The organism is Mesorhizobium sophorae (assembly GCF_002270415.1).
GTDB classification, from domain to species: Bacteria; Pseudomonadota; Alphaproteobacteria; order Rhizobiales; family Rhizobiaceae; genus Mesorhizobium; species Mesorhizobium sophorae.
Window position 1 is genome coordinate 286,405 of record NZ_NNRI01000007.1, and the last position, 20,059, is coordinate 306,463.

The 20,059-nt window shown below is 63.6% G+C and carries 17 protein-coding genes; 4 read left to right on the forward strand and 13 right to left on the reverse strand.

Annotated elements, in window-relative coordinates; genetic code table 11:
• Window positions 1-4: 4 nt before the first annotated feature.
• The 3 genes from bfr to CGZ66_RS05820 all read right to left on the reverse strand — a co-directional run bounded on the left by bfr (window position 5) and on the right by CGZ66_RS05820 (window position 2,173).
• Window positions 5-490: a bacterioferritin gene (gene bfr / locus CGZ66_RS05810; protein WP_095082450.1), complete on the reverse strand. Its 486-nt coding sequence runs from the start codon at window positions 488-490 to the stop codon at window positions 5-7.
• A complete protein-coding gene (locus CGZ66_RS05815; RefSeq protein WP_095082452.1) occupies window positions 456-767 on the reverse strand; it encodes a (2Fe-2S)-binding protein in 312 nt (103 codons plus the stop codon). The genes bfr and CGZ66_RS05815 overlap by 35 nt, the downstream gene beginning before the upstream one ends.
• 113 nt (window positions 768-880) lie before the next feature.
• Complete coding sequence (locus tag CGZ66_RS05820; RefSeq protein WP_245331074.1) at window positions 881-2,173, reverse strand: imelysin family protein; 1,293 nt, start codon at window positions 2,171-2,173, stop codon at window positions 881-883.
• Between the two features lie 439 nt (window positions 2,174-2,612).
• On the opposite strand from CGZ66_RS05820, the gene CGZ66_RS05825 reads away from it, so the two are divergent.
• Window positions 2,613-3,866: an NAD(P)/FAD-dependent oxidoreductase gene (locus CGZ66_RS05825; protein ID WP_095082454.1), complete on the forward strand. Its 1,254-nt coding sequence runs from the start codon at window positions 2,613-2,615 to the stop codon at window positions 3,864-3,866.
• A gap of 30 nt (window positions 3,867-3,896) precedes the next feature.
• Here CGZ66_RS05825 and CGZ66_RS05830 read toward each other — a convergent pair whose 3' ends face one another.
• Complete coding sequence (locus CGZ66_RS05830) at window positions 3,897-5,174, reverse strand: 4-aminobutyrate--2-oxoglutarate transaminase (RefSeq protein ID WP_095082455.1); 1,278 nt, start codon at window positions 5,172-5,174, stop codon at window positions 3,897-3,899.
• A 240-nt stretch (window positions 5,175-5,414) separates the two neighbouring features.
• On the opposite strand from CGZ66_RS05830, the gene CGZ66_RS05835 reads away from it, so the two are divergent.
• Genes CGZ66_RS05835 through CGZ66_RS05845 form a run of 3 tightly spaced genes read left to right on the forward strand, consistent with a single transcriptional unit; the run spans window position 5,415 to window position 10,722 of the window.
• Window positions 5,415-6,548 carry an efflux RND transporter periplasmic adaptor subunit gene (locus tag CGZ66_RS05835; protein ID WP_095082457.1) on the forward strand — a complete coding sequence of 378 codons (1,134 nt, stop codon included), beginning with the start codon at window positions 5,415-5,417 and terminating at the stop codon, window positions 6,546-6,548.
• Window positions 6,545-7,621, forward strand: coding sequence for an efflux RND transporter periplasmic adaptor subunit (locus tag CGZ66_RS05840; protein WP_095082459.1), 1,077 nt, complete (start codon window positions 6,545-6,547; stop codon window positions 7,619-7,621). The genes CGZ66_RS05835 and CGZ66_RS05840 overlap by 4 nt, the downstream gene beginning before the upstream one ends.
• On the forward strand, window positions 7,621-10,722 hold the full coding sequence (locus tag CGZ66_RS05845; RefSeq protein WP_095082460.1) for an efflux RND transporter permease subunit: 3,102 nt from the start codon (window positions 7,621-7,623) through the stop codon (window positions 10,720-10,722). The genes CGZ66_RS05840 and CGZ66_RS05845 overlap by 1 nt, the downstream gene beginning before the upstream one ends.
• 216 nt (window positions 10,723-10,938) lie before the next feature.
• Here the strand turns inward: CGZ66_RS05845 and CGZ66_RS05855 are convergent, their stop codons facing one another.
• The 9 genes from CGZ66_RS05855 to CGZ66_RS05895 all read right to left on the reverse strand — a co-directional run bounded on the left by CGZ66_RS05855 (window position 10,939) and on the right by CGZ66_RS05895 (window position 20,039).
• Complete coding sequence (locus CGZ66_RS05855; RefSeq protein WP_095084278.1) at window positions 10,939-11,685, reverse strand: ABC transporter ATP-binding protein; 747 nt, start codon at window positions 11,683-11,685, stop codon at window positions 10,939-10,941.
• Window positions 11,682-12,515 (reverse strand): ABC transporter ATP-binding protein, encoded by an 834-nt coding sequence (locus CGZ66_RS05860; protein WP_095082464.1) that lies wholly within the window; start codon window positions 12,513-12,515, stop codon window positions 11,682-11,684. Before CGZ66_RS05860 ends, CGZ66_RS05855 begins: the two co-directional genes overlap by 4 nt.
• Window positions 12,512-13,432, reverse strand: a complete 921-nt coding sequence (gene nikC, locus CGZ66_RS05865; protein WP_095082466.1) for a nickel transporter permease — start codon at window positions 13,430-13,432, stop codon at window positions 12,512-12,514. The genes CGZ66_RS05860 and nikC overlap by 4 nt, the downstream gene beginning before the upstream one ends.
• Window positions 13,429-14,490, reverse strand: a complete 1,062-nt coding sequence (locus CGZ66_RS05870; RefSeq protein WP_095082468.1) for an ABC transporter permease — start codon at window positions 14,488-14,490, stop codon at window positions 13,429-13,431. Before CGZ66_RS05870 ends, nikC begins: the two co-directional genes overlap by 4 nt.
• 18 nt (window positions 14,491-14,508) lie before the next feature.
• Window positions 14,509-16,152, reverse strand: a complete 1,644-nt coding sequence (locus CGZ66_RS05875) for an ABC transporter substrate-binding protein (protein ID WP_095082470.1) — start codon at window positions 16,150-16,152, stop codon at window positions 14,509-14,511.
• A gap of 254 nt (window positions 16,153-16,406) precedes the next feature.
• Window positions 16,407-17,606, reverse strand: a complete 1,200-nt coding sequence (locus CGZ66_RS05880) for a lytic murein transglycosylase (RefSeq protein WP_167391995.1) — start codon at window positions 17,604-17,606, stop codon at window positions 16,407-16,409.
• Window positions 17,607-17,877: 271 nt separating this feature from the next.
• The gene (recR, locus tag CGZ66_RS05885; RefSeq protein ID WP_095082472.1) at window positions 17,878-18,483 is read right to left on the reverse strand and encodes a recombination mediator RecR; all 606 of its coding nucleotides are present in this window, start codon (window positions 18,481-18,483) and stop codon (window positions 17,878-17,880) included.
• Window positions 18,484-18,573: 90 nt separating this feature from the next.
• The gene (locus CGZ66_RS05890) at window positions 18,574-19,500 is read right to left on the reverse strand and encodes a cell wall hydrolase (RefSeq protein ID WP_095082475.1); all 927 of its coding nucleotides are present in this window, start codon (window positions 19,498-19,500) and stop codon (window positions 18,574-18,576) included.
• A 131-nt stretch (window positions 19,501-19,631) separates the two neighbouring features.
• Window positions 19,632-20,039 (reverse strand): hypothetical protein, encoded by a 408-nt coding sequence (locus tag CGZ66_RS05895; RefSeq protein WP_095082479.1) that lies wholly within the window; start codon window positions 20,037-20,039, stop codon window positions 19,632-19,634.
• Between the last annotated feature and the right edge of the window lie 20 nt (window positions 20,040-20,059).

The following is a 20,059-nucleotide window of genomic DNA, read 5'->3' on the forward strand; positions in this document are numbered from 1 at the left end:
GTCCTTAGTCCGCCTCGTCCGCCGATGCGGCGTTGAGCTGGCCGTATTTTTCCTCGCCGATCGAAGCAAGGAGGTCGAGCTGCGTCTCGAGGAAGTCGATGTGACCTTCCTCGTCGGACAGCAATTCCTCAAACAGCTTCATCGACACGTAATCGCCCGCTTCCTCGCAGATCTCACGCGAGCGCTTGTAGGCGGTACGCGCGTCGTATTCGCCGGCAAGGTCGGATTCGAGCACTTCCTTGACGTTCTGCCCGATGCGCAACGGCGCCACGGACTGCAGGTTCGGATGGCCTTCGAGGAAGATGATGCGGGCCACGAGCCGGTCGGCATGGTGCATCTCCTCGATCGATTCCGCCCGCTCCTTCTTTGCCAGTTTGGCGTATCCCCAGTCCTCCAGCAGACGGAAATGCACCCAATACTGGTTGACGGCCCCCAGCTCCAGAAAAAGAGCCTCGTTAAGCCGCTCGATGATCTGCGGTTCGCCTTTCATGGATCCTGCTCCCATATTGGACGCGCAGGCCTCTGACGCGGTCCAGGTGTGAAACGATGTCTACGCCAGTCGCCTCCGAGCGGGCGTGGTAATTTTCGGTGACCCGAATGATCGTTTCGACCACATTTGGGAAGCAGCCGCAACAGCGGCCGCGCTTCTGCATGGTGTGATAGACCTTCGCCGGCACGATCAGTTGCCAGGGATCCTGATCCAGCAGCCCGATGATCGTCTGCTCGATTTCCCTCTCGGTGATGATGTTGCAATGGCATATCAGCATTTGGCGGCTCGGATGGCTGACGGCGCCTCCCGCGCCGTGTGGCTTGATTTCTTACCATGGCCTATTTCGAAGCCGGTCGTCAGGCTTCGGATCAGGCCATGGCCCGTCGGCGGTTACTTGAACACCTTGTCCGGCGCGTCGAGACTGTCGGAACCCTCGAATGCTATGGCATTGAGCTTCAGGGTGCCGACGGCGCGTTCGATCGACTTGGTCTGGTCGATCAGCGCGTCGATCGCCGCCTGTACGGTGGCGTTGCCTTCCGTGTTGCCCTCGGCGATCTGCTGGTCATAGGCCTCGCCGGCCAGTGCCCGCGCCTTGATCGCCTCCATCTTGGCGACCGTGAAATCGAGCTTGTCCGACAGTTCCTTGTCGATTGCCGGATCGGCCGCCTTCACCATATCGGCCACCGAAGGTCCCGAAACGACGGTACCGTCGAGCCTGGTATAGCTGGCGTGGTAGGCGGCGCGAATGCCTATGGCATCATAAAGATGGGAGTTGTAGGTGTTGTCGGAGAAGCAGTCCTGCTCCTCCTCCGGGTCATGCAAGAGCAGCCCAAGCTTCATGCGTTCGCCGGCGAGTTCACCATAGGACAGCGAGCCCATGCCGGTGAAGATGATCGAGATGGCGGTGTTCGGCTCGCCATCGACGAGATTCTTGCGCGCCGCGCCGTCTTCCTTCCAGTCGTTGACCATCTTCTGCAGGTCGGAAACCAGAAGGTCGCTCGCTGACTTCAGATATTGCGCGCGGCGATCGCAATTGCCGCCAGTGCAGTTCTTGAGGTCATAGTCGGTGTACGGGCGCTCGCCGGCCCCCGGGCCGGTGCCGTGCAGGTCCTGGCCCCAGAGCAGGAACTCGATGGCGTGATAGCCGGTGGCGACATTGGCCTCGATGCCGCCGGCTTGCTGCAGCGTGCCGGAGAGGAATTCCGGCGTCAGGTTCGTGGCATCGACCTTCTTGCCGTTGATCTCGATCTCCTTGTTGGCGATCACATTGGCCGTATAGAGCGAATTCGCGTCCGATTCCGTGCCATAGCTCTTGGCGACGTAGTCGATCAGCCCTTCGTCGAGCGGCCAGGAATTCACCTCGCCTTCCCAATCGTCGACGATCTTGTTGCCGAACCGGTAGACTTCGGTCTGCTGGTAGGGAACGCGCGCTGCCTTCCAGGCGTCACGGGCGGCGTTGAGGGTTTCCACCGATGGTTTGGCAAGCAGGGCGTCGACCGCCTTGTCGAGCGCCTGCGCGGTGGTCAGCGAATCCTCGTATTTGGCGAGCCCGATATCGGCATAGGTCTTGATGATCGCCTTCGCGTCGGTTTCGGCCTTGGCCGGCAGCACGAACACAGCCGCCGTCAGCAGGGCGGTGGCGCCGATCGCGGCGAGCCTGCTGCCATACCGTGCCGATATCATCGCTCTCATGACTGTCATCTCCTCAGGAATTCACTGAAATGTGGGCGCGGCAACAGGCGGCCTGCACAAGTCGGGCAGGGCAACGCCATCCGGCAAAAAAATGGCCACGACAAGACGTGGTCTGCGGAAGAAAGACACCGAAATGCCTCCAATCGAAAGGGTTCAAGGCCCAGACATCAAAGGGATGCGCTATTGCGCGAGCCTCCATAAAGCTTCGACGTTGGTGGAAGTCAATGAAAATCGACAGGAAAAGCCAATTGAAACAATAGTTTAGAATTATTCTAAACTACGACAGTCAACTTTATGCCCGGGTCTTGCCGATGAACGGTGCGATTGACAGCCGCCATTCCGGGTGCGACCCGCAAAAGCTCTCTTGCGGCGGTGCCAGACAATTGCCACTTGGCGGGACATCCTAGAATTGAACCGGGATTGGAATGCGATGAAGAACGGTGTGGTCATTGTCGGCGCGGGTCATGCGGGCGTGCAAGCGGCCGCGAGTCTGCGCGAGGAGGGCTATGACGGACCGGTTATCCTCGTCAGTGACGAGAACGAATTGCCATATCACAAGCCGCCGCTGTCGAAGACCTTCATCAAGGACGCCGAGGCCAAGCCGCAGCCGCTGCGCGGCGAGGCGTTCTACACCGGCAGCGCCATTGACTACCGGCCCGGCGTCAGGATCGAGCGTATCGACGCTCCCCGTCGTAGCCTGGACGTTGCCGGTGGTGGCGCGCTTGCCTTCGATCACCTGATCCTGGCGACCGGCTCGCGCCCGCGCACCCTGCCGCTGGCGGGTTCAGAGCTTTCCGGCGTGCTGTCGCTACGCTCGCTGGCTGATGCGCGGCTGATCCGCGAGTTGAGTGCGCAGAGCGACGATGTCGTTATCCTCGGCGGCGGTTTCATCGGTCTGGAGATCGCCGCCACGCTGCGTGCGGCCGGCCGCACGGTGACGGTGGTCGAAGCGGTCGACCGGCTGCTCGGCCGCGCCGTGGCGCCGGTCGTGGCGAGCCATGTCCGCCAAAGGCTGGAAGCGATCGGTGTGCGCATCCTTACCGGCACCTCGATTGCAAGGCTCGAAGGCGAAAACGGCCATGTCTCGGCAGCGATCACCTCAACCGGTGAAAGGCTGCCAGCACGCATGGTCATCATCGGCATCGGCGCCGTGCCGAATGTCGAGCTGGCACAGGAAGCCGGCCTCGCTGTCGCCAACGGCGTCCGCGTCGATCACCAGATGCGCAGTTCGGCGCCAGAAATCCTCGCCATTGGCGACGCCACCTCTTACCGGCACTGGTTCACAGGCGGCGACGTGCGGCTGGAATCGGTGCAGAACGCCACCGACCAGGCGCGGCTCGCCGCCCGCACCATTACCGGCCATGCGGACGTCTATTCGGCTGTGCCGTGGTTCTGGTCCGACATCGGCGACATGAAGCTGCAGATGGTCGGCCTGACCGCCGGCGGCGACAGCCATGTCGTGCTGGGCGACCTGCCTGACAACAAGTTCTCGATCTACCACTACGCCGGAAACCGGCTGCTCGGCATCGAATCAGTCAACCGGCCCGGCGACCACATGCTTGGCCGAAAAATGCTCGGCGCCGGCTTCTCACCGACGCCGCAGACAATTGCGGCGGGCCCCGAAGGCCTGAAGGCGGCGCTGGCCGCTTTCCTCGAGGGTGAACCAGCCAGAGCGGCTGGATAATTCCGGCCCTTTAGGCCGACGCGCCGTCGATCAGGCAGCGCAGACTTCGCGGATCGAGCTTTCCAGAATGTCGAGCGCCTCGTTCATGACGCCGTCCTGGATGGTGATCGGCGCCAGGAAGCGGATGACGTTGCCATAGACGCCGCACGTCAGCAGGATCAGCCCCTTATCGAGCGCCTTCAGCCTGATCGCATTGGCGATCTCGGCCGACGGCAGGCCTTTCTTGACGTCGTTGAACTCGACGGCGTTCATGAAACCGAGGCCTCTGATATCGACGATCTCGGGCACGTCGTCACGGATCGACTGCAGCCGCTGCTTCAACCGTGCACCCAGCGTGTTGGCGCGGTCGCAAAGCTTCTCGTCTTCGATCACGTCGAGCACGGCATGCGCGGCGGCGACACCGATCGGGCTGCCGCCATAGGTGCCGCCGAGCCCGCCGGGGCCGGGCGCATCCATGATCTCGGCACGGCCGGTGACCGCGGCCAGCGGGAAGCCGCCGGCCAGGCTTTTCGCCATGGTGGTGATGTCGGCCGCCACCTCATGGTGATCCATGGCAAACATCTTGCCGGTCCGGGCAAAGCCGGTCTGCACTTCGTCGGCAATCAAAAGCATGCCGTTCTGGTCGCAGAGCTTGCGCAGCGCGGTCAGGAACTCACGCGGCGCGTCGTAGAAGCCACCCTCGCCCTGCACCGGCTCGATGATGATGGCGGCGACGCGGGCCGGATCGACATCGGCCTTGAACAACCGGTCGAGTGCGGCCAGCGAATCGGCGATCGACACGCCATGCAGCGGCACCGGGAACGGCGCGTGGTAGACATCGCCAGGCATGGCGCCGAAGCCGACCTTGTAGGGCACGACCTTGCCAGTCAGCGCCATGCCCATGAAGGTGCGGCCGTGGAACCCGCCGGCGAAGGCGATGACCGCCTGGCGGCCGGTGGCGTTGCGGGCGATCTTGATGGCGTTCTCGACCGCCTCGGCGCCGGTGGTGACGAAGATCGTCTTCTTCTCGAACTTGCCGGGCAGCATGCCGTTCAGCCGTTCGGCCAAGCGCACATAGCTCTCGTAGGGTACCACCTGGTGGCAGGTGTGGGTGAAGCGGTCGAGCTGCGCCTTGACCGCCTCGATCACCTTGGGATGGCGATGACCGGTGTTGACGACGGCGATGCCCGACGAGAAGTCGATGTAGCGGCGGCCCTCGACATCCCAGATCTCCGAGTTTTCAGCCCGGTCCGCGTAGATTTGCGTGGTCATGCCGACGCCGCGCGAGATCGACTGGTTCTTGCGTTCGGAAATGGCTGAATTCTTCATGGGATCCCTCATCGGGCCGGCGCCCGTTCTTGTTTGATGTCGCTGACACGTCTTCTGACCTTATTTCACGTTTTCCTCAAGTCGGCACCGTCAACAGGCGATTGGGCCTGCCGCCGGGCGCCGCCTTGACCAGTCGACCTATCCGCGTACGAGAGAGGTTCCCTTTTCATCGGGATCGACTATCTTTGGACGGCCCACGAGGCTCCGCAGGGGGAGCGTCCTACGCAGGCAGGGGAAGCCATGAGCAGGAACGCGAAATCGTCCGCCTTGCAACCATTGCTCCCAAGCCCTTTGCTGTACCGAAACACCTCAATCCTTGCCTGCGCGATGGCGAGCCTGCTGCTTGCCGGCTGCCAGAAGCAGGAGGCAGCCGAACACAGGCTGCCGGTGATGGTGCGCACCGAGACAGTGGCGATCGCAGACTTTTCGCCGAGGACTTCGCTGACCGGCGTGATCGCGGCGCGCACGCTGAACAATCTGTCGTTCCGGGTCGGTGGCCGCGTCGCCGAGCGGTTGGTCGATGTCGGCCAGCATGTCGATCAAGGTGCTGTGCTCGCCCGCATCGATCCGCAGGAGCAGGAATCCGATTTGCGATCGGCACAGGCCGACCTTGACGCCGCGCAGGCACAGCTGACCCAGTCCGCCGCCGCCTTCGAGCGGCAGAAGACGCTGCTTGCCCAGGGTTTTACCACCAGGCGCGACTATGACGCCGCCGATCAGGCGCTGAAGGTGGCGCAAGGTAGTGTCGATGCCGCACGGAGCGCACTCACCAACGCCCAGCAGAACCTCTCCTACACCGAGCTCAAAGCGGGTGCCGCCGGCGTCATCACCGCCCGCCAGGTCGAAACCGGACAGGTGGTGCAGGCGGCGCAGACCGTCTTCACCGTCGCCGAGGACGGCGATCGCGACGCGGTGTTCAATGTCCAGGAAACATTGGTTGCCAAAACACCGCCATCGCCGACGGTGACGATCACGCTGTTGTCCGACCCGCAGGTGAAGGCCGTGGGCAAGGTGCGCGAAGTCTCGCCAGCGGTGGATCCGGCTTCGGGCTCGATCCGGGTCAAGGTCGCCATTCCCGACACGCCCGCCGGCATGCCACTGGGCGCGGCTGTCATCGGCTCGGTCAGCGCCAGTCCGACGAAGGCTATCCTGTTGCCCTGGCAGGCGCTGACCTCCACCGCCGGCAAACCGGCTGTCTGGATCGTCGACCCCTCGACCAAGGCGGTTGTGACGGCGCCCGTCGAGGTGCTGGCATTCGAATCGGGCACGGTCGTCATCGCCAGCGGGCTGAACGCAGGCCAAAGCGTCGTTACGGCAGGCGGGCAGTTGCTCAGTCCCGGGCAAACGGTCGAGATATCGGGAGCGGGCCAATGAGAAGGCTGCCGCACCTCATGCTTGGCCTGTTTGCACTTGGCACGCTCGTGTCCTGCTCGAAGTCCGAGGAAAAGCCGCCCGAGATCATCCGGCCGGTGCTGTCGGTGGTCATCGAGCCGCGCACCACCCAGACCTTCGGCTTTGCCGGCTCGGTCGAGCCGCAGGTCAGTGCCGACCTCGCCTTCCGCCTGCTTGGCCGGGTTGTGTCGCGCGACGTCAATGTCGGCGACATCGTCAGCAAGGGCACGACGATCGCCGCGCTCGACCCGACCGCACTGGAGCTGGCCGTCCAGGCCGCCAAGGCGGAACTCTCCAATACCGAGGCGCAGTTCGCCAACGCCGCAGGCAGCGAGGAACGCCAGCGCCAGCTGCTTGCCGCCGCAAACACGACGCAGGCGGCCTTCGATGCGGCGGAGCAGGCGAGGAAAGCGGCGGAGGCCGGCGTCGAACGGGCCAAGGCCTCACTTGCCAAATCGCAGGAGCAGCTTGGCTACGCGCGGCTGTTCTCGGATTTCGACGGCGTTGTCACCGCCACCGGCGCCGAGGTCGGCCAGACGGTCTCGCCTGGCCAGACGGTCGTCACGGTGGCGCGCTCGGACCTGCGCGAGGCGGTGGTCGACATTCCCGACCAGTTGATCGGTGACCTCACGGACGGCACGCCATTCCAGGTCATCCTGCAATCGCAGCCGACGATCCAGACCGAGGCCAAGCTGCGCGAGATCGCGCCGCAGGCCGAAGGCTCGACCCGCACGCGGCGCGTGCGGCTGACGCTCACCGATCCGCCGCGAGCCTTCCGACTCGGCTCGACAGTGACGGCGACCCGCGTAACCAAGGTTACGCCGACGATAGAATTGCCCATGTCAGCACTGTTTGAAGGGGACGGCGTCGACAAGGTCTGGATCGTCGATGCGCAGACATCGAGCGTTAACGCCAAAGAAATCAAGGTCGCCGCAAAGGGCGCCGCTACCTTCACCGTCGCCGAAGGGCTGGAAGCCGGTAAGCGCGTCGTCACAGCCGGCGTCCACAGCCTGAGCGAAGGCCAGAAGGTCAGAGTGCCGGAGGGCGGCGTCTGATGAAGGGCTTCAATCTCTCCGACTGGGCGCTCAGCCACCGCTCCATGGTCTGGTACTTCATGCTGGTCTTCGTGGTGGCCGGCATCTTCTCCTACCTCAATCTCGGTCGTGAGGAAGATCCCAACTTCACCATCAAGACGATGATCATCCAGGCCAACTGGCCGGGCGCGTCGGTCAAGGAGACCGGGCAGCAGGTGACCGACCGCATAGAGAAGAAGCTCGAGGAGCTCGACAGCCTCGATTTCACCAGATCCGTCACCACCGCCGGCCAGACCGTCATCTTCGTCAACCTGAAGGACACCACCAAGGCGCGCGATGTCGTGCCGAACTGGATTCAGGTCCGCAACATGGTCAACGACATCCGGACGCAGTTTCCGCAAGGCGTGCAGGGACCGTTCTTCAACGACCGCTTCGGCGATGTCTTCGGCAACATCTACGCCTTCACGTCGGACGGGCTGACGCCGCGCCAACTGCGCGACTATGTCGAGGACGTCCGCACCAAAATCCTAACCGTGCCGAATGCCGGCAAGGTCGATCTCGTTGGCGCGCAGGACGAGGCGATCTATCTCGAATTCTCGACCCGCCAGATCGCCGCCCTCGGCCTCAACCAGCAAGCGATCATTGCCAGCCTGCAAGCGCAGAACGCGATCACGCCGTCCGGTGTCATCGAGTCCGGGCCGGAGCGCATCAGTGTGCGGGTCGGTGGCCAGTTCACTTCCGAAGAGAGTCTGCGTGCGATCAATCTGCGCGTCAACGACCGCTTCTTCCGGCTGAGCGACGTGGCGACGATCACGCGCGGCTATGTCGATCCGCCGACGGCGCTGTTCCGCTTCAATGGCCAGGACGCCATTGCGCTCGCCATCGGCATGAAGCCCAACGCCAATCTGCTGCAGTTCGGCGAGGCGCTGCACACGGAGATGAACAAGGTGCTGGCCGACCTGCCGGTCGGCGTCGGTGTGCATCTGGTCGCCGACCAGCCCGTCATCGTCGAGGAGGCCGTCTCGGGCTTCACGCGCGCGCTGTTCGAGGCGGTCGCCATCGTGCTCGCGGTGTCCTTCATCAGCCTCGGCATGCGCGCCGGCTTCGTCGTGGCGCTGTCGATCCCGCTGGTGCTGGCCATCACCTTCACGGTCATGGCCTATCTCGGCATCTCGCTGCAGCGCATCTCGCTGGGGGCGCTGATCATCGCGCTCGGTCTCCTGGTCGACGACGCGATGATCGCGGTCGAAATGATGGTGGCGCGGCTTGAGGTCGGCGACAATCTGCGCAAAGCGGCGACTTACGTCTACACATCGACTGCCTTCCCAATGCTGACCGGTACGCTGGTGACGGTCGCCGGCTTTATCCCGATCGGCCTCAACAACAGCGCCGCCGGCGAATACACCTTCACCCTGTTCGTCGTCATCGCGGTGTCGCTTCTGGTATCATGGATCGTAGCCGTGCTGTTTGCACCTCTACTCGGCGTCACAATTCTTCCGGCGACGATGAAGACGAAGCACCACGACCAGCCGGGCCGCTTCACGTCACTGTTCCGGCGCGTGCTTATCGGCTCTGTGCGGTATCACTGGCTGACCATCATCGCCACGGTGCTGTTGTTTGCCGGCTCGATAGCCGGCTTTGGCCTCGTCCAGCAGCAGTTCTTTCCGCCTTCCGACCGGCCGGAGCTGATCGTCGACTGGAACCTGCCGCAGAACTCGTCGATCACCGAGACCCGGGACCAGATCGAGCGTTTCGAAGGGCGCGCGCTGGCCGGCAACCCCGACATCGACCATTTCAGCTCCTATATCGGCCAAGGCGCGGTGCGCTTCCTGCTCGCCTTCGACGTGCAACCGGCCAATCCGTACTTCGGCCAGACCGTCATCGTCACCAAGAGCATCGAGGCGCGCAACCGGCTGAAGCCGCAACTGGAGAAGCTGCTGCGCGAAGAGTTCGTCGGCACCGATGCCTTCGTCAAGCCGCTCGAACTGGGGCCGCCGGTCGGCCGCCCGGTGCAGTACCGCGTCGGCGGTCCCGACATCCAGACGGTGCGCGGCTTGGCGCAGCAATTCGCCGGCCTCATCTCGACCAATCCGAAGCTTGCCGCGCCAACCTTCGACTGGAACGAGCCCCAGCGTGTGCTGAGGGTCGACGTGCTGCAGGACAAGGCGCGCCAGCTCGGCATCACCTCCTCCGATATCGCCAGCGTACTGAACAGCACGGTCGGCGGCGACACCATCACGCAGGTGCGCGACGCCACCTATCTGATCAACGTCGTGGCGCGCTCACGCGATGCCGAACGCGGCTCGATCGGGACGCTGCAGAACTTGCAGTTGCCTACCGGCACCGGCGAGGCGATCCCGCTCGCGGCGGTGGCCAACTTCCGCTACGAGCTGGAGCAGCCGACGGTGTGGCGGCGTAACCGCATTCCGACGATCACCGTACGCGCCGGATTGGTCGGCGACACGCTGCCGGCGACCGTGGTCAACGAACTGAGGCCAGCCGTCGATACCTTTATCGCCAAGCTGCCGCCGGGCTATTCGGTCGAGACCGCAGGCTCGGTCGAGGAAAGCGCTAAAAGTCAGGGACCGATCGCCGCGGTCGTGCCGCTGATGCTGTTCGTCATGGCGACCATCCTGATGGTGCAGCTGCAGAGCTTCCAGCGCCTGTTCCTGGTCGTTGCCGTCGCGCCGCTCGGCCTGATCGGCGTGGTGGCCGCACTGGTGCCTAGCGGCGCGCCGCTCGGCTTCGTCGCCATCCTCGGCGTGCTGGCGCTGATCGGCATCCTGATCCGCAACTCGGTCATCCTGATCGTGCAGATCGAGGACCTCGTCAACGAAGGCAAGGACCGCTGGGCGGCGGTGATCGAGGCGACCGAGCACCGCATGCGGCCGATTGCGCTGACGGCAGCGGCCGCGAGTCTCGCGCTGATCCCGATCGCACGTGAGGTGTTCTGGGGACCGATGGCCTATGCCATGATGGGCGGCATCATCGCCGGCACCGCAATCACGCTGTTGTTCCTGCCGGCGCTCTACGTGGCATGGTTCCGGATCAAGGAGCCGAAGCGGGGATTGGGGAGCGAGGGCGCGCACGGGGACGCGGTGCCGGAAGGCGGGGCAGCCTGAGGGCAAATTGCGAGTAGTGTCGCGTTCCTTCAAGCCCCCCTCTGTCCTGCCGGACATCTCCCCCTCAAGCGGGGAGATTACTCGCGCAACCGCTTTCGCCAATTACAAACGGCGGAAGGTTGGCGAGGCAACTGAAACCGCCAATCTCCCCCCTTGAGGGGGAGATGGCTGGCAGGCCAAAGGGGGGCGCGACGGAACTCGACGTGGAAAGATTAGCTACGCCCGCACAAACCCGTCGCTCGCCCTGAGCAGATTGCGCGTATAATCCTTCGTCACACGCCGCTCGACAAGGTCGTCCGCGCTCAGATTCTCCACCGCCTCGCCACTTTGCATCACCATCAGCCGCCCGCACATATGGGTGATGATGGCGAGGTCGTGGCTGACCATCAGGAAGGTCAGCTTGCGCCGCCGGCGGACCTCTTCCAAAAGGTTGAGCACTTCCGCCTGTACCGAGGCATCGAGTGCCGAGGTCGGCTCGTCGAGCAGCAGGATCGACGGTTCGAGGATGAGCGCGCGCGCGATCGCCACGCGCTGGCGCTGGCCGCCCGACAATTGATGCGAGTAGCGGAAGCGAAAACCGTTACCGAGGCCAACCTCGTCGAGTGCCCGCTGGATGCGCTTTTCGCCGTCGGCAAAACCATGGATGGCAAGCGGTTCCTGCAGCAGGCGATCGACGGTCTGGCGCGGGTGCAGCGAGCCGTACGGATCCTGGAAGACCATCTGCACTTCGCGGTAAAAGGCCTTTTCGCGGCGAGTACCAAGTTTTTTGCCGTTGACGGTGATGCTCCCCGACGCAACCGGCGCAAGGCCAGCGATGGCTCGCAGCAGCGTCGATTTGCCGGAGCCGGATTCGCCGACCAGGCCGAAGGATTCGCCCGGCTGCACGTCGAGGCTGACGCCTTTCAGCGCGTGAAAGCGGTCGAAGATCACTCCCAGCCGGTCGACGGCAATCGCTGCTGTCATGCCGCCCACTCCGGCTTGCGGTCGAGCACCGGCAGCGGGTGACGGTCAGCGCCGATCTTGGGCATGCAGTTGAGCAGGCCGCGCGTATAGGGATGCTGGGCGCGGCCGAGTTCGGACGCCTTGAGCTGTTCGACCACCTTGCCGGCATACATGACGATGACGCGGTCGCAGAAGGACGAAACCAGGCGCAAATCGTGCGAGATGAAGATCAGCCCCATGCCGCGCTCGCTGACCAGCCGGTCGAGGATGCCGAGCACATCGAGCTGCACAGTGACGTCGAGCGCCGAGGTCGGCTCGTCGGCGATCATCATTTCCGGTCCGGCGATCAGCATCATGGCGATCATGGCGCGCTGGCCCATGCCGCCTGACACTTCATGCGGATGCAGGTCGAAGACGCGGGCCGGGTCGCGGATCTGCACCGCTTCCAGCATCGCCAGCGCGCGGTCACGCGCCTCGGCCTTGCCGACCTTTTCGTGGGTGCGCAGCGTCTCGACGATCTGGCGGCCGATGCTCATCACCGGATCGAGCGAATATTTCGGATCCTGCAGGATCATGGCGATGCGTTTTCCGCGCAACGCGCGGCGTTCGCGTGGCGAGACGCTGAGCAGGTCGATGCCGTCGAAGGCAAGCTTGTTCGCCGATATCCGGGCCTGCGGCGGCGTCAGCCCCATGATGGCGCGGCCGGTCTGCGATTTGCCCGAGCCGGACTCGCCGACAATGCCGAGCCGTTCGCGGCCGAGCGAGAAGGTGACGCCACGCACCGCCTCGACCAGCCCGGTGCGGGTCGGGAAGGTGACGCGCAAATCCTCGACATCGAGAAGTGTGCTCATTGGTCACCACTGCGCGGATCGAGTGCGTCTCGCAGGCCATCGCCAAGCAGGTTGAAGCCAAGGCTGACGATCAGGATGGCGAAGCCCGGCGCACCGGCCACCCACCACTGGTCGAGCACGAAGCGGCGGCCAGACGCGATCATGGTGCCCCATTCGGGCAGCGGCGGCTGCGCGCCGAGGCCAAGGAAGCCGAGACCGGCGGCGGTCAGGATGATGCCGGCCATATCGAGCGTCACCCGGATGATCAGCGAGGAGATGCAGAGCGGCATGATGTGGCGCAGCACGATGCGGAAGGGCGAGGCGCCCATCAATTGCACCGCCTTGATGTAATCGGAATTGCGCACGGTCAGCGTTTCCGCGCGGGCAATTCGAGCGTAGGGCGGCCAGGAGGTGATGGCGATGGCGAGCACCGCATTCTCGATGCCGGGGCCCAGGGCCGCGACGAAGGCCAACGCCAGGATCAGCTTGGGGAAAGCGAGGAAGATGTCGGTGATGCGCATCAGGATCGCATCGGTCCAGCCGCCGGCATAGCCGGCGACGGTGCCGACCAAGAGGCCGATCGGTGCGGCGATGATGGCGACCAGGATGACCACGTAGAGTGTCCAGCGCGAGCCGTAGAGAATGCGCGAGAGGATATCGCGGCCGAGATCGTCGGTACCGAACCAGTGCTCGGCGCTCGGCGCCAGCAGGCGCGAGCCCTTGAGGTCGCCGAATGTCGGCGAATAGGGCGCCAGCACGCCGGCAGTGGCGGCAACGACCAGCAAGGCAATGATAATGAGCAGGCCGAGAAACGCCAGCCGGTTGGCGGAAAAGCGCCGCCAAGCCACATAGGCGCGGCCGAGCCGTGCCTGCATGCGCGACGCCGGCCTCTCGCTGAGCAGCCAGTCGCGACGGGTCTGGATGGCGTCGGCGCTCATGCGGACTTCGTCCTCGGATCGAGCACGCGGTAGAGCAGGTCGGAGAGAAGGTTGATGCCGATGAACACCGAGCCGATGACGATGGTGCCGCCGAGCACTGCGTTCATGTCGGCGTTCTGCAGCGAATTGGTGATGTAGAGGCCGATACCTGGCCACGAGAACACGGTCTCGGTCAACACCGAGCCTTCGAGCAGCCCGGCGTAGGAGAGCGCAATCACCGTCACCATCGGCACGGCTGCGTTGCGCAGCGCATGGCCCCAGATGATGCGGGTTTCCGACAGGCCCTTGGCGCGGGCCGCGACGATGTATTCCTGGGCGAGCTCATTGAGCATGAACGAGCGCGTCATGCGGCTGATATAGGCAAGCGAGAAATAGCCAAGCAGCGAGGCCGGCAGGATGATGTGGCGGAAGGCATCGTAGAAAACATCCCACTGGCCCTGCCACAGCGAATCCAGGAGATAGAAGCCGGTGATCGGCGTGAAAGTGTATTCGTAGACGACGTCGAGCCGGGCCGGAAACGCCACCCACTGCAGCTTGGCGTAGAATAGCACCAGCGCCAGCAGCCCAAGCCAGAAGATCGGCACGGAATAACCGATGAGGCCAATGATGCGCACGATCTGGTCGATGAGGCTGCCGCGCCTGACCGCGGCCAGCACGCCAAGTGGCACGCCGAACAGTGCACCGATCAGCGTTCCCAGTGTCGCCAGTTCCGTCGTTGCCGGAAGGGCGCGGCGAATGTCGGTCATGACCGGATTGGTGGTCAGCACCGAGGTGCCGAAATCACCGTGCAGCGCGCTTCTCACATAGATGTAGAACTGCTCGACCAGCGGCAGGTCGAGACCCATCTCGCGGCGCGTGCGCTCGACGACATTGGCCGGCGCCCGATCGCCGAGCACCGCGAGCACCGGGTCGATCGGGATGACGCGGCCGATGAAGAAGGTGACCGCGAGCAGACCAAGATAGGTCGTGATCGCGATGACCAGGAAACGGCCGAGCGATGATGCAAGGGCGACGGCGCGGGCGCTGCGGCGCCCGCCCTCGTTTTCAATCGCGCTCATGCGGCGCGTCCGTCGGCGTTATTCCTTGGAAACCGGCCCGACGAAGTTGCTGTCGAAGCTCGGACCGAGCGCGAAGCCCTTGAGGTTCTTGCGCAGGCCCGCCACTTCCAGCTGCTGGTGGATGACGACGAAGGGGCTGGTGTCGAGGATCTTCTTCTCAAGATCCTTGTACATATCGGCGCGCTTGCCCGCATCCTTCTCGAGCAGCGCTGCTTCCGTCTGCTTGGTCAGGTCCGGAATGTCCCAGGCGTTGCGCCAGGCAAGCGTATGGGACTTGCCGGTATCCGAATTGTCCGGGTTCGAGGCAAAGGTCTGGGCGTTGGAGTTCGGATCGAAATAATCCTGGCCCCACTGGCCGATATAGATGTCGTGGTTACGGGCGCGGTACTTGGTCAGCGTCTGCTTGCCGTCGCCCGGAATGATCTCCAGCTTGATGCCGGCCTGGCCGAGCGTCTGCTGGATCGATTCCGCCATGCCGGTGGTCGGCTGGCCGGTGCGTACGTCCATGGTTACGCTGAAGCCGTCGGGCAGACCGGCCTTGGCGAGCAACTCCTTGGCCTTGGCAACGTCGAGCTTGAACGGATTCTCGTCGAGTTCACCCAGCACGCCTTTCGGCAGGAAGGTCTGATGGATCTCACCGATACCCTTGAGGATGGTCGAGCCCAAGGCATCATAGTCGACCAGATACTTGAACGCCTGGCGCACCTCGGGTTTGGCGAGGTTCGGGTTCTTCTGGTTGAGGCTGATGTAGTAGACCGTACCTTTTGGCGCGCTGGTCGATGTGAGATCGGCGTTCTTGGCAATGGCGTCGAGGTCGTTGGGCTCAAGGTTGCGGGCAACGTCGATGTCGCCGGCTTCGAGCGCCAGCCGCTGGGCCGAGCTTTCCTTCATGTTTCGATAGATAACGCGGGCAAGCTTGGCCTTTTCACCGAAGTAGTTGTCGTTGCGCTCCATGACGACGGCTTCGTTGGCGCGCCATTCGCGCAGCTTGAAGACGCCGGAGCCGGCGTAGCCGGTCTTCAGCCAGGCATTGCCGAAATCATTGTCCCATTTGTAGTCGGCGCTCGGCGTGACCGCGGCGACATGTTCCTTGACCAGCTTGGCATCGACCACCGAAGCAACGGTTGCCGACAGGCAGTTCAAGACGAAGCTCGGCGCATAGGCCTTGTCGACTGTGAACTGGAAGGTGGTCTCGTCGACGGCCTTGGCCTTTTCTGTAACGTTGTCACCGCTGATGCCGAACTGGCCGATGATGAAGGCCGGGCTCTTGTCCAGCTTGACGGCGCGCTCGAAGGAGTAGGCGACATCGGCCGCGGTGATCGGATTGCCCGAGGCGAATTTCAGGCCCGGCTTGAGCTTGAACGTGTAGGTCAGGCCGTCGTCGGAAACGGTCCAGCTTTCGGCGAGGTCGCCCTTGACCTTCGAGGTGTCGCTGAGGTCGAGACGGACGAGCAGATCATAAGTGTTGCCGGTGACCTCGGCGGTCGACAACTCGAACGCCTCGCCCGGATCCATGGAAATGATGTCGTCGATCGCGAAACCTTCGACCAGGGTGTCGGCGGGGGTGACCGCGCCCGCTGGCGCGCCGGCCAGAAGCAGCGCGGACATGGCGGCACCCGCGAGCAGGATGCGCGAGCGTAGAGCAAACTTTTCCATCATCATTGTGATTGTTCCCTGTTTTGTTGACCTGAGTTCCCGGCTCAGGATTGCAGTATTCTTTTCGGGGCCGACAATGGCCCTCTGCCCACTTACCGTCGTGGTTTTTGTCCAATTGGTCAACACCATATCCGGCGGCATTCTGGCCCGCAACGAGCATTTGCAAGACAGCGTATTGGACCAGAATGGGCTGGGGCGAGTCGATGCACGCGCCGGCTAATTGATGCCGCCAATCGGGAAAAATCTGCTAAATATCGGAACTACTTCAGCGCCGCGACCAGATCGGCATCGGGAAAACAGGTGGCGGCGCGGCCGTTCTTGGCTTGCCACTTGCCGATCGACCGGCGGGTCTTGAAGCCGGGCAGGCCGTCGGCGCTGCCGACATCGTAGCCCTTGGCCTCCAGCGCCCGCTGCAAGGCGGCGATGTCCGACCGATAGAGCCCGCCGACCGCGCCCCAGTTGCCGGCAAAATTGCTGTCGCCATGGGCGATGCGATCGGCGCCGTGCCCGATGAACAGCGCGTAGAGGTCGCTGGTGTTGTATTCCTTCAGCACGTAGAAATTGGGGGTGGCGATGAAGGCCGGCCCGCTGCGCCCGGCCGGCATCAGCAGGAAGCCTTCGGCTTTCAGCTCGCTCGCCGGAAACGGCTTGCCGCCAACGCGCTTGATGCCCATGTCAGCCCATTGCGAAATTGTCTTGCCCTGGTCCGGACCTTCCAGCGAACAGGAGACCGTCTCCGGGACGGTCACCTCAAAACCCCAGCCTCGCCCCCTCACCCAGCCATAGTGGACGAGGTAGTTGGCGATCGAGGCCAGCACGTCCGGCGTCGAATTCCAGATGTCGACACGGCCGTCGCCGTCGAAATCGACGGCATGCTTTAGGAACGAAGTCGGCATGAATTGCGGCTGGCCGAGCGCGCCGGCCCAGGATGACTTCATTGCGCCGACCGGGGCCAGGCCGCGCTCGACGATTTCCAGCGCGGCCAAAAGCTCTGTGCGAAAGAATTCCTTCTTGGTCGACATGAACGCCTTGGTGCCCAGCACCTCGAAGGCATCGTAGGGCATTTTCGCTGCGCCGAAGCCGGTTTCACGGCCCCAGATCGCCAGCAGCACTTCGCCCGGCACGCCATAGCGCTTTTCGATGGCGGCCAGCGTGCGGGCATTGGTCGCCTCGCGCGCCCGACCGCCGGCCGTCACCGCTCCGATGGTCTTCTCGGCGAAATAGGCGCCGGGTGAGCCGAATTCGGCCTGATGCTGTTTCTGCGGCGTGGTCGCCTTTTCGCCCGGCTTGACCAGGTCGGGCAGCTTCAGATTGGGCTTGATGCCATCGAAAGCGGCCTCGAAGGTTTTTTTGGAAATGCCTTTCGCCTTCGCTTCCGGCCACAGGTCGTTCTGCAGCCAGGCGCGGAATTGGTCGTCGATTTTTGCAGCGGAGGCGGGGGTAGAAGCGCCCAACGCCATAAGGATTGCGAGGAGAATCGTAATGAGTCGTTCATAGAGGCTGCGTTCCTTCCCACCCCCCTCTGTCCTGCCGGACATCTCCCCCGCAAGGGGGGAGATTGGTAGTTGCGACCGCATCGCCAACCTTGCAACGTCGCAGATTGGCGAAAGCAAACGTGACATCCGATCTCCCCCCTTGCGGGGGAGATGTCCGGCAGGACAGAGGGGGGTGGGACGGAGTGCAATCGCTTGGAGAAAACCGCCCATCACAGATCCTTCTCCGCCAATTGCGTCAAAACGCCGTCCGCGAGCGAAGTGCGGCGGCCAGCGTGCCCTCGTCGAGATAGTCGAGTTCGCCGCCGACCGGTACGCCATGCGCAAGGCGTGTCACCTTGATGTCGAAGCCGGACAGCTGATCTGTGAGGTAGTGCGCGGTGGTCTGGCCCTCGACCGTCGCGTTGACGGCGAGGATGATCTCCTTGACCTCGCCGCCGGCGACGCGGTCGATCAGCGAGCGGATGTTGAGCTGGTCGGGGCCGATACCGTCGAGCGGCGACAGCGTGCCGCCGAGCACGTGGTAGCGCACATTCATCGCTGCCGCCCGCTCCAGCGCCCATAGGTCGGAAACGTCCTCGACGACGATGATGGTGCCGGCGTCACGGCGCGGGTCGGTGCACATCATGCATGGGTCCGACGTATCGACATTGCCGCAGGTCGAGCAGATGCGCACCTTGTCGGCAGCCTCGGCCATGGCGGCGGCGAGCGGCGACAACAGCTGCTCCTTCTTCTTGATCAGATGCAGTGCCGCACGCCTGGCCGAACGGGGCCCCAGCCCCGGCACCTTGGCCAGGAGCTGGATCAGGCGTTCGATCTCCGGACCGGCGATTCGCTTGGACATCGCTCTGATCTAGGATTTTTCAGTGCGTTTTGGAACATCCCGCGTCCGCATGACCCGCCATATTGTCCCTGGCGGGCCATGGAGTACGGATCAGTTGACCTCGAGCGGACGGCTCTGGCTGGCGATCATCGCGCCGATGGCGTCAGTGTTCTCCGGTGTCGACTGGAATCCCATCGACGCCTCTTGCGGCGCGTTCGCAACCGAGGAGATAACCCGGGTGTTCAAGGTTCCGCCAAAACGGGCGGCATCCGGCTCTTCCATGGGCTCCTGCATCGCCACAACCGTCGGCTCGGCCGAGGTGCGCAGGGGTTTCGCGGTCGGCACCACGGCGGCGGTCACAAGGGTCTGTTGGGCAGGCGCGGATCGGATGGTTGCCGGCTTGGCCGGACGCACCGGCTCGGCGGAAGCAACAAGGATCACCGGTGCTGCCGGCTTCACGGGCGCCGCCGAGGCAATGGCGACCTGCGGCTCATCCGGCAGCGGCTGCCAGTTGCGGCCACGTTTCTCGTAGAAGGCATTGCCGCCGGCAACCATGGTGTAATGCATGTTCTTGTAAGGGAAACGCAGCCCGGCGGTGTGGAAATACATCGTGTTCTTCAGTTTGCCCTTGCGCTCGCCCTTGAGCACGGCGTCGGCGGCTTCCTCGACATCGGGCATGGCCCGCGAATTCATCGGCCGGGTCATGACGCCAGGCGCGAACTGCCCGGGCTCGCCCACCACCTCGCAGATAGTGCTGCCGTGGTTGCCGGAGCGCAGCCGGTTCATCACCACCGTGCCGACGGCGATCATGCCGTCGCGGCTCGACCGGTTGGACTCGAAGAACATCGCCCGTTCCAGGCATTCCCTGTCCTTTGGCGTGTGACTGTAAGATCGGGAGCTCAGGAAACTCGGCGTGATGGCGTCGGTCAGGCTGGCGACGGACATGCCGTGCGAGGTGGTCTGGCTGCAGGCAGCCAAAAACAAGGGTGAAATGACGGCGCCGAGCAACAGCGGCGTCTTCCATCGCATGGAAATCAACAGGTAACCCTCACTTCGATGCCCGCCCCCAGGCTGCGGCAAGAATGAGACACTTTCGGGCAAAATGATGGCTAAAACGTTATTAGCGAGGCACTGTTGCCAAACTGGCACAGTTGCATGGCTTTATTCTGTCAACGCGCCGCAGCCATCGAGACCGGCAGACCAGGTTCGACCTCTTCGACTTTCTCCGAAAATAGGCCGCGCCTGAGGAACAGCGCCAGCGCCTCCCTGGCCGTCGGCGCGATCTTTCCCGGCCAGTCGCTTTCGATGAATTCGGCCTTGGTGAAGTCCGGATTTGTCTCGCAGGCCGCCTCCAGGAATTCGGCGATCTCGAGCACGATCACACGTTCGTCCTTCGACAGCGCCGACGTGCCCGCCTCGATAGACGGGCGATGCACGTAATCCTCGAACAGGTCGAAGTAGCCCCTGATGCCGACAAGATCGACACCGGCGTCGCAATCGGCCAGTATTTCCAGGATCTCGTAGATCCTGCTGCGAACACGTTGCTCGATCAGTCTTTCGGAGGGCTCTTCGATCATGGGCGTAGCGCCACCGAACG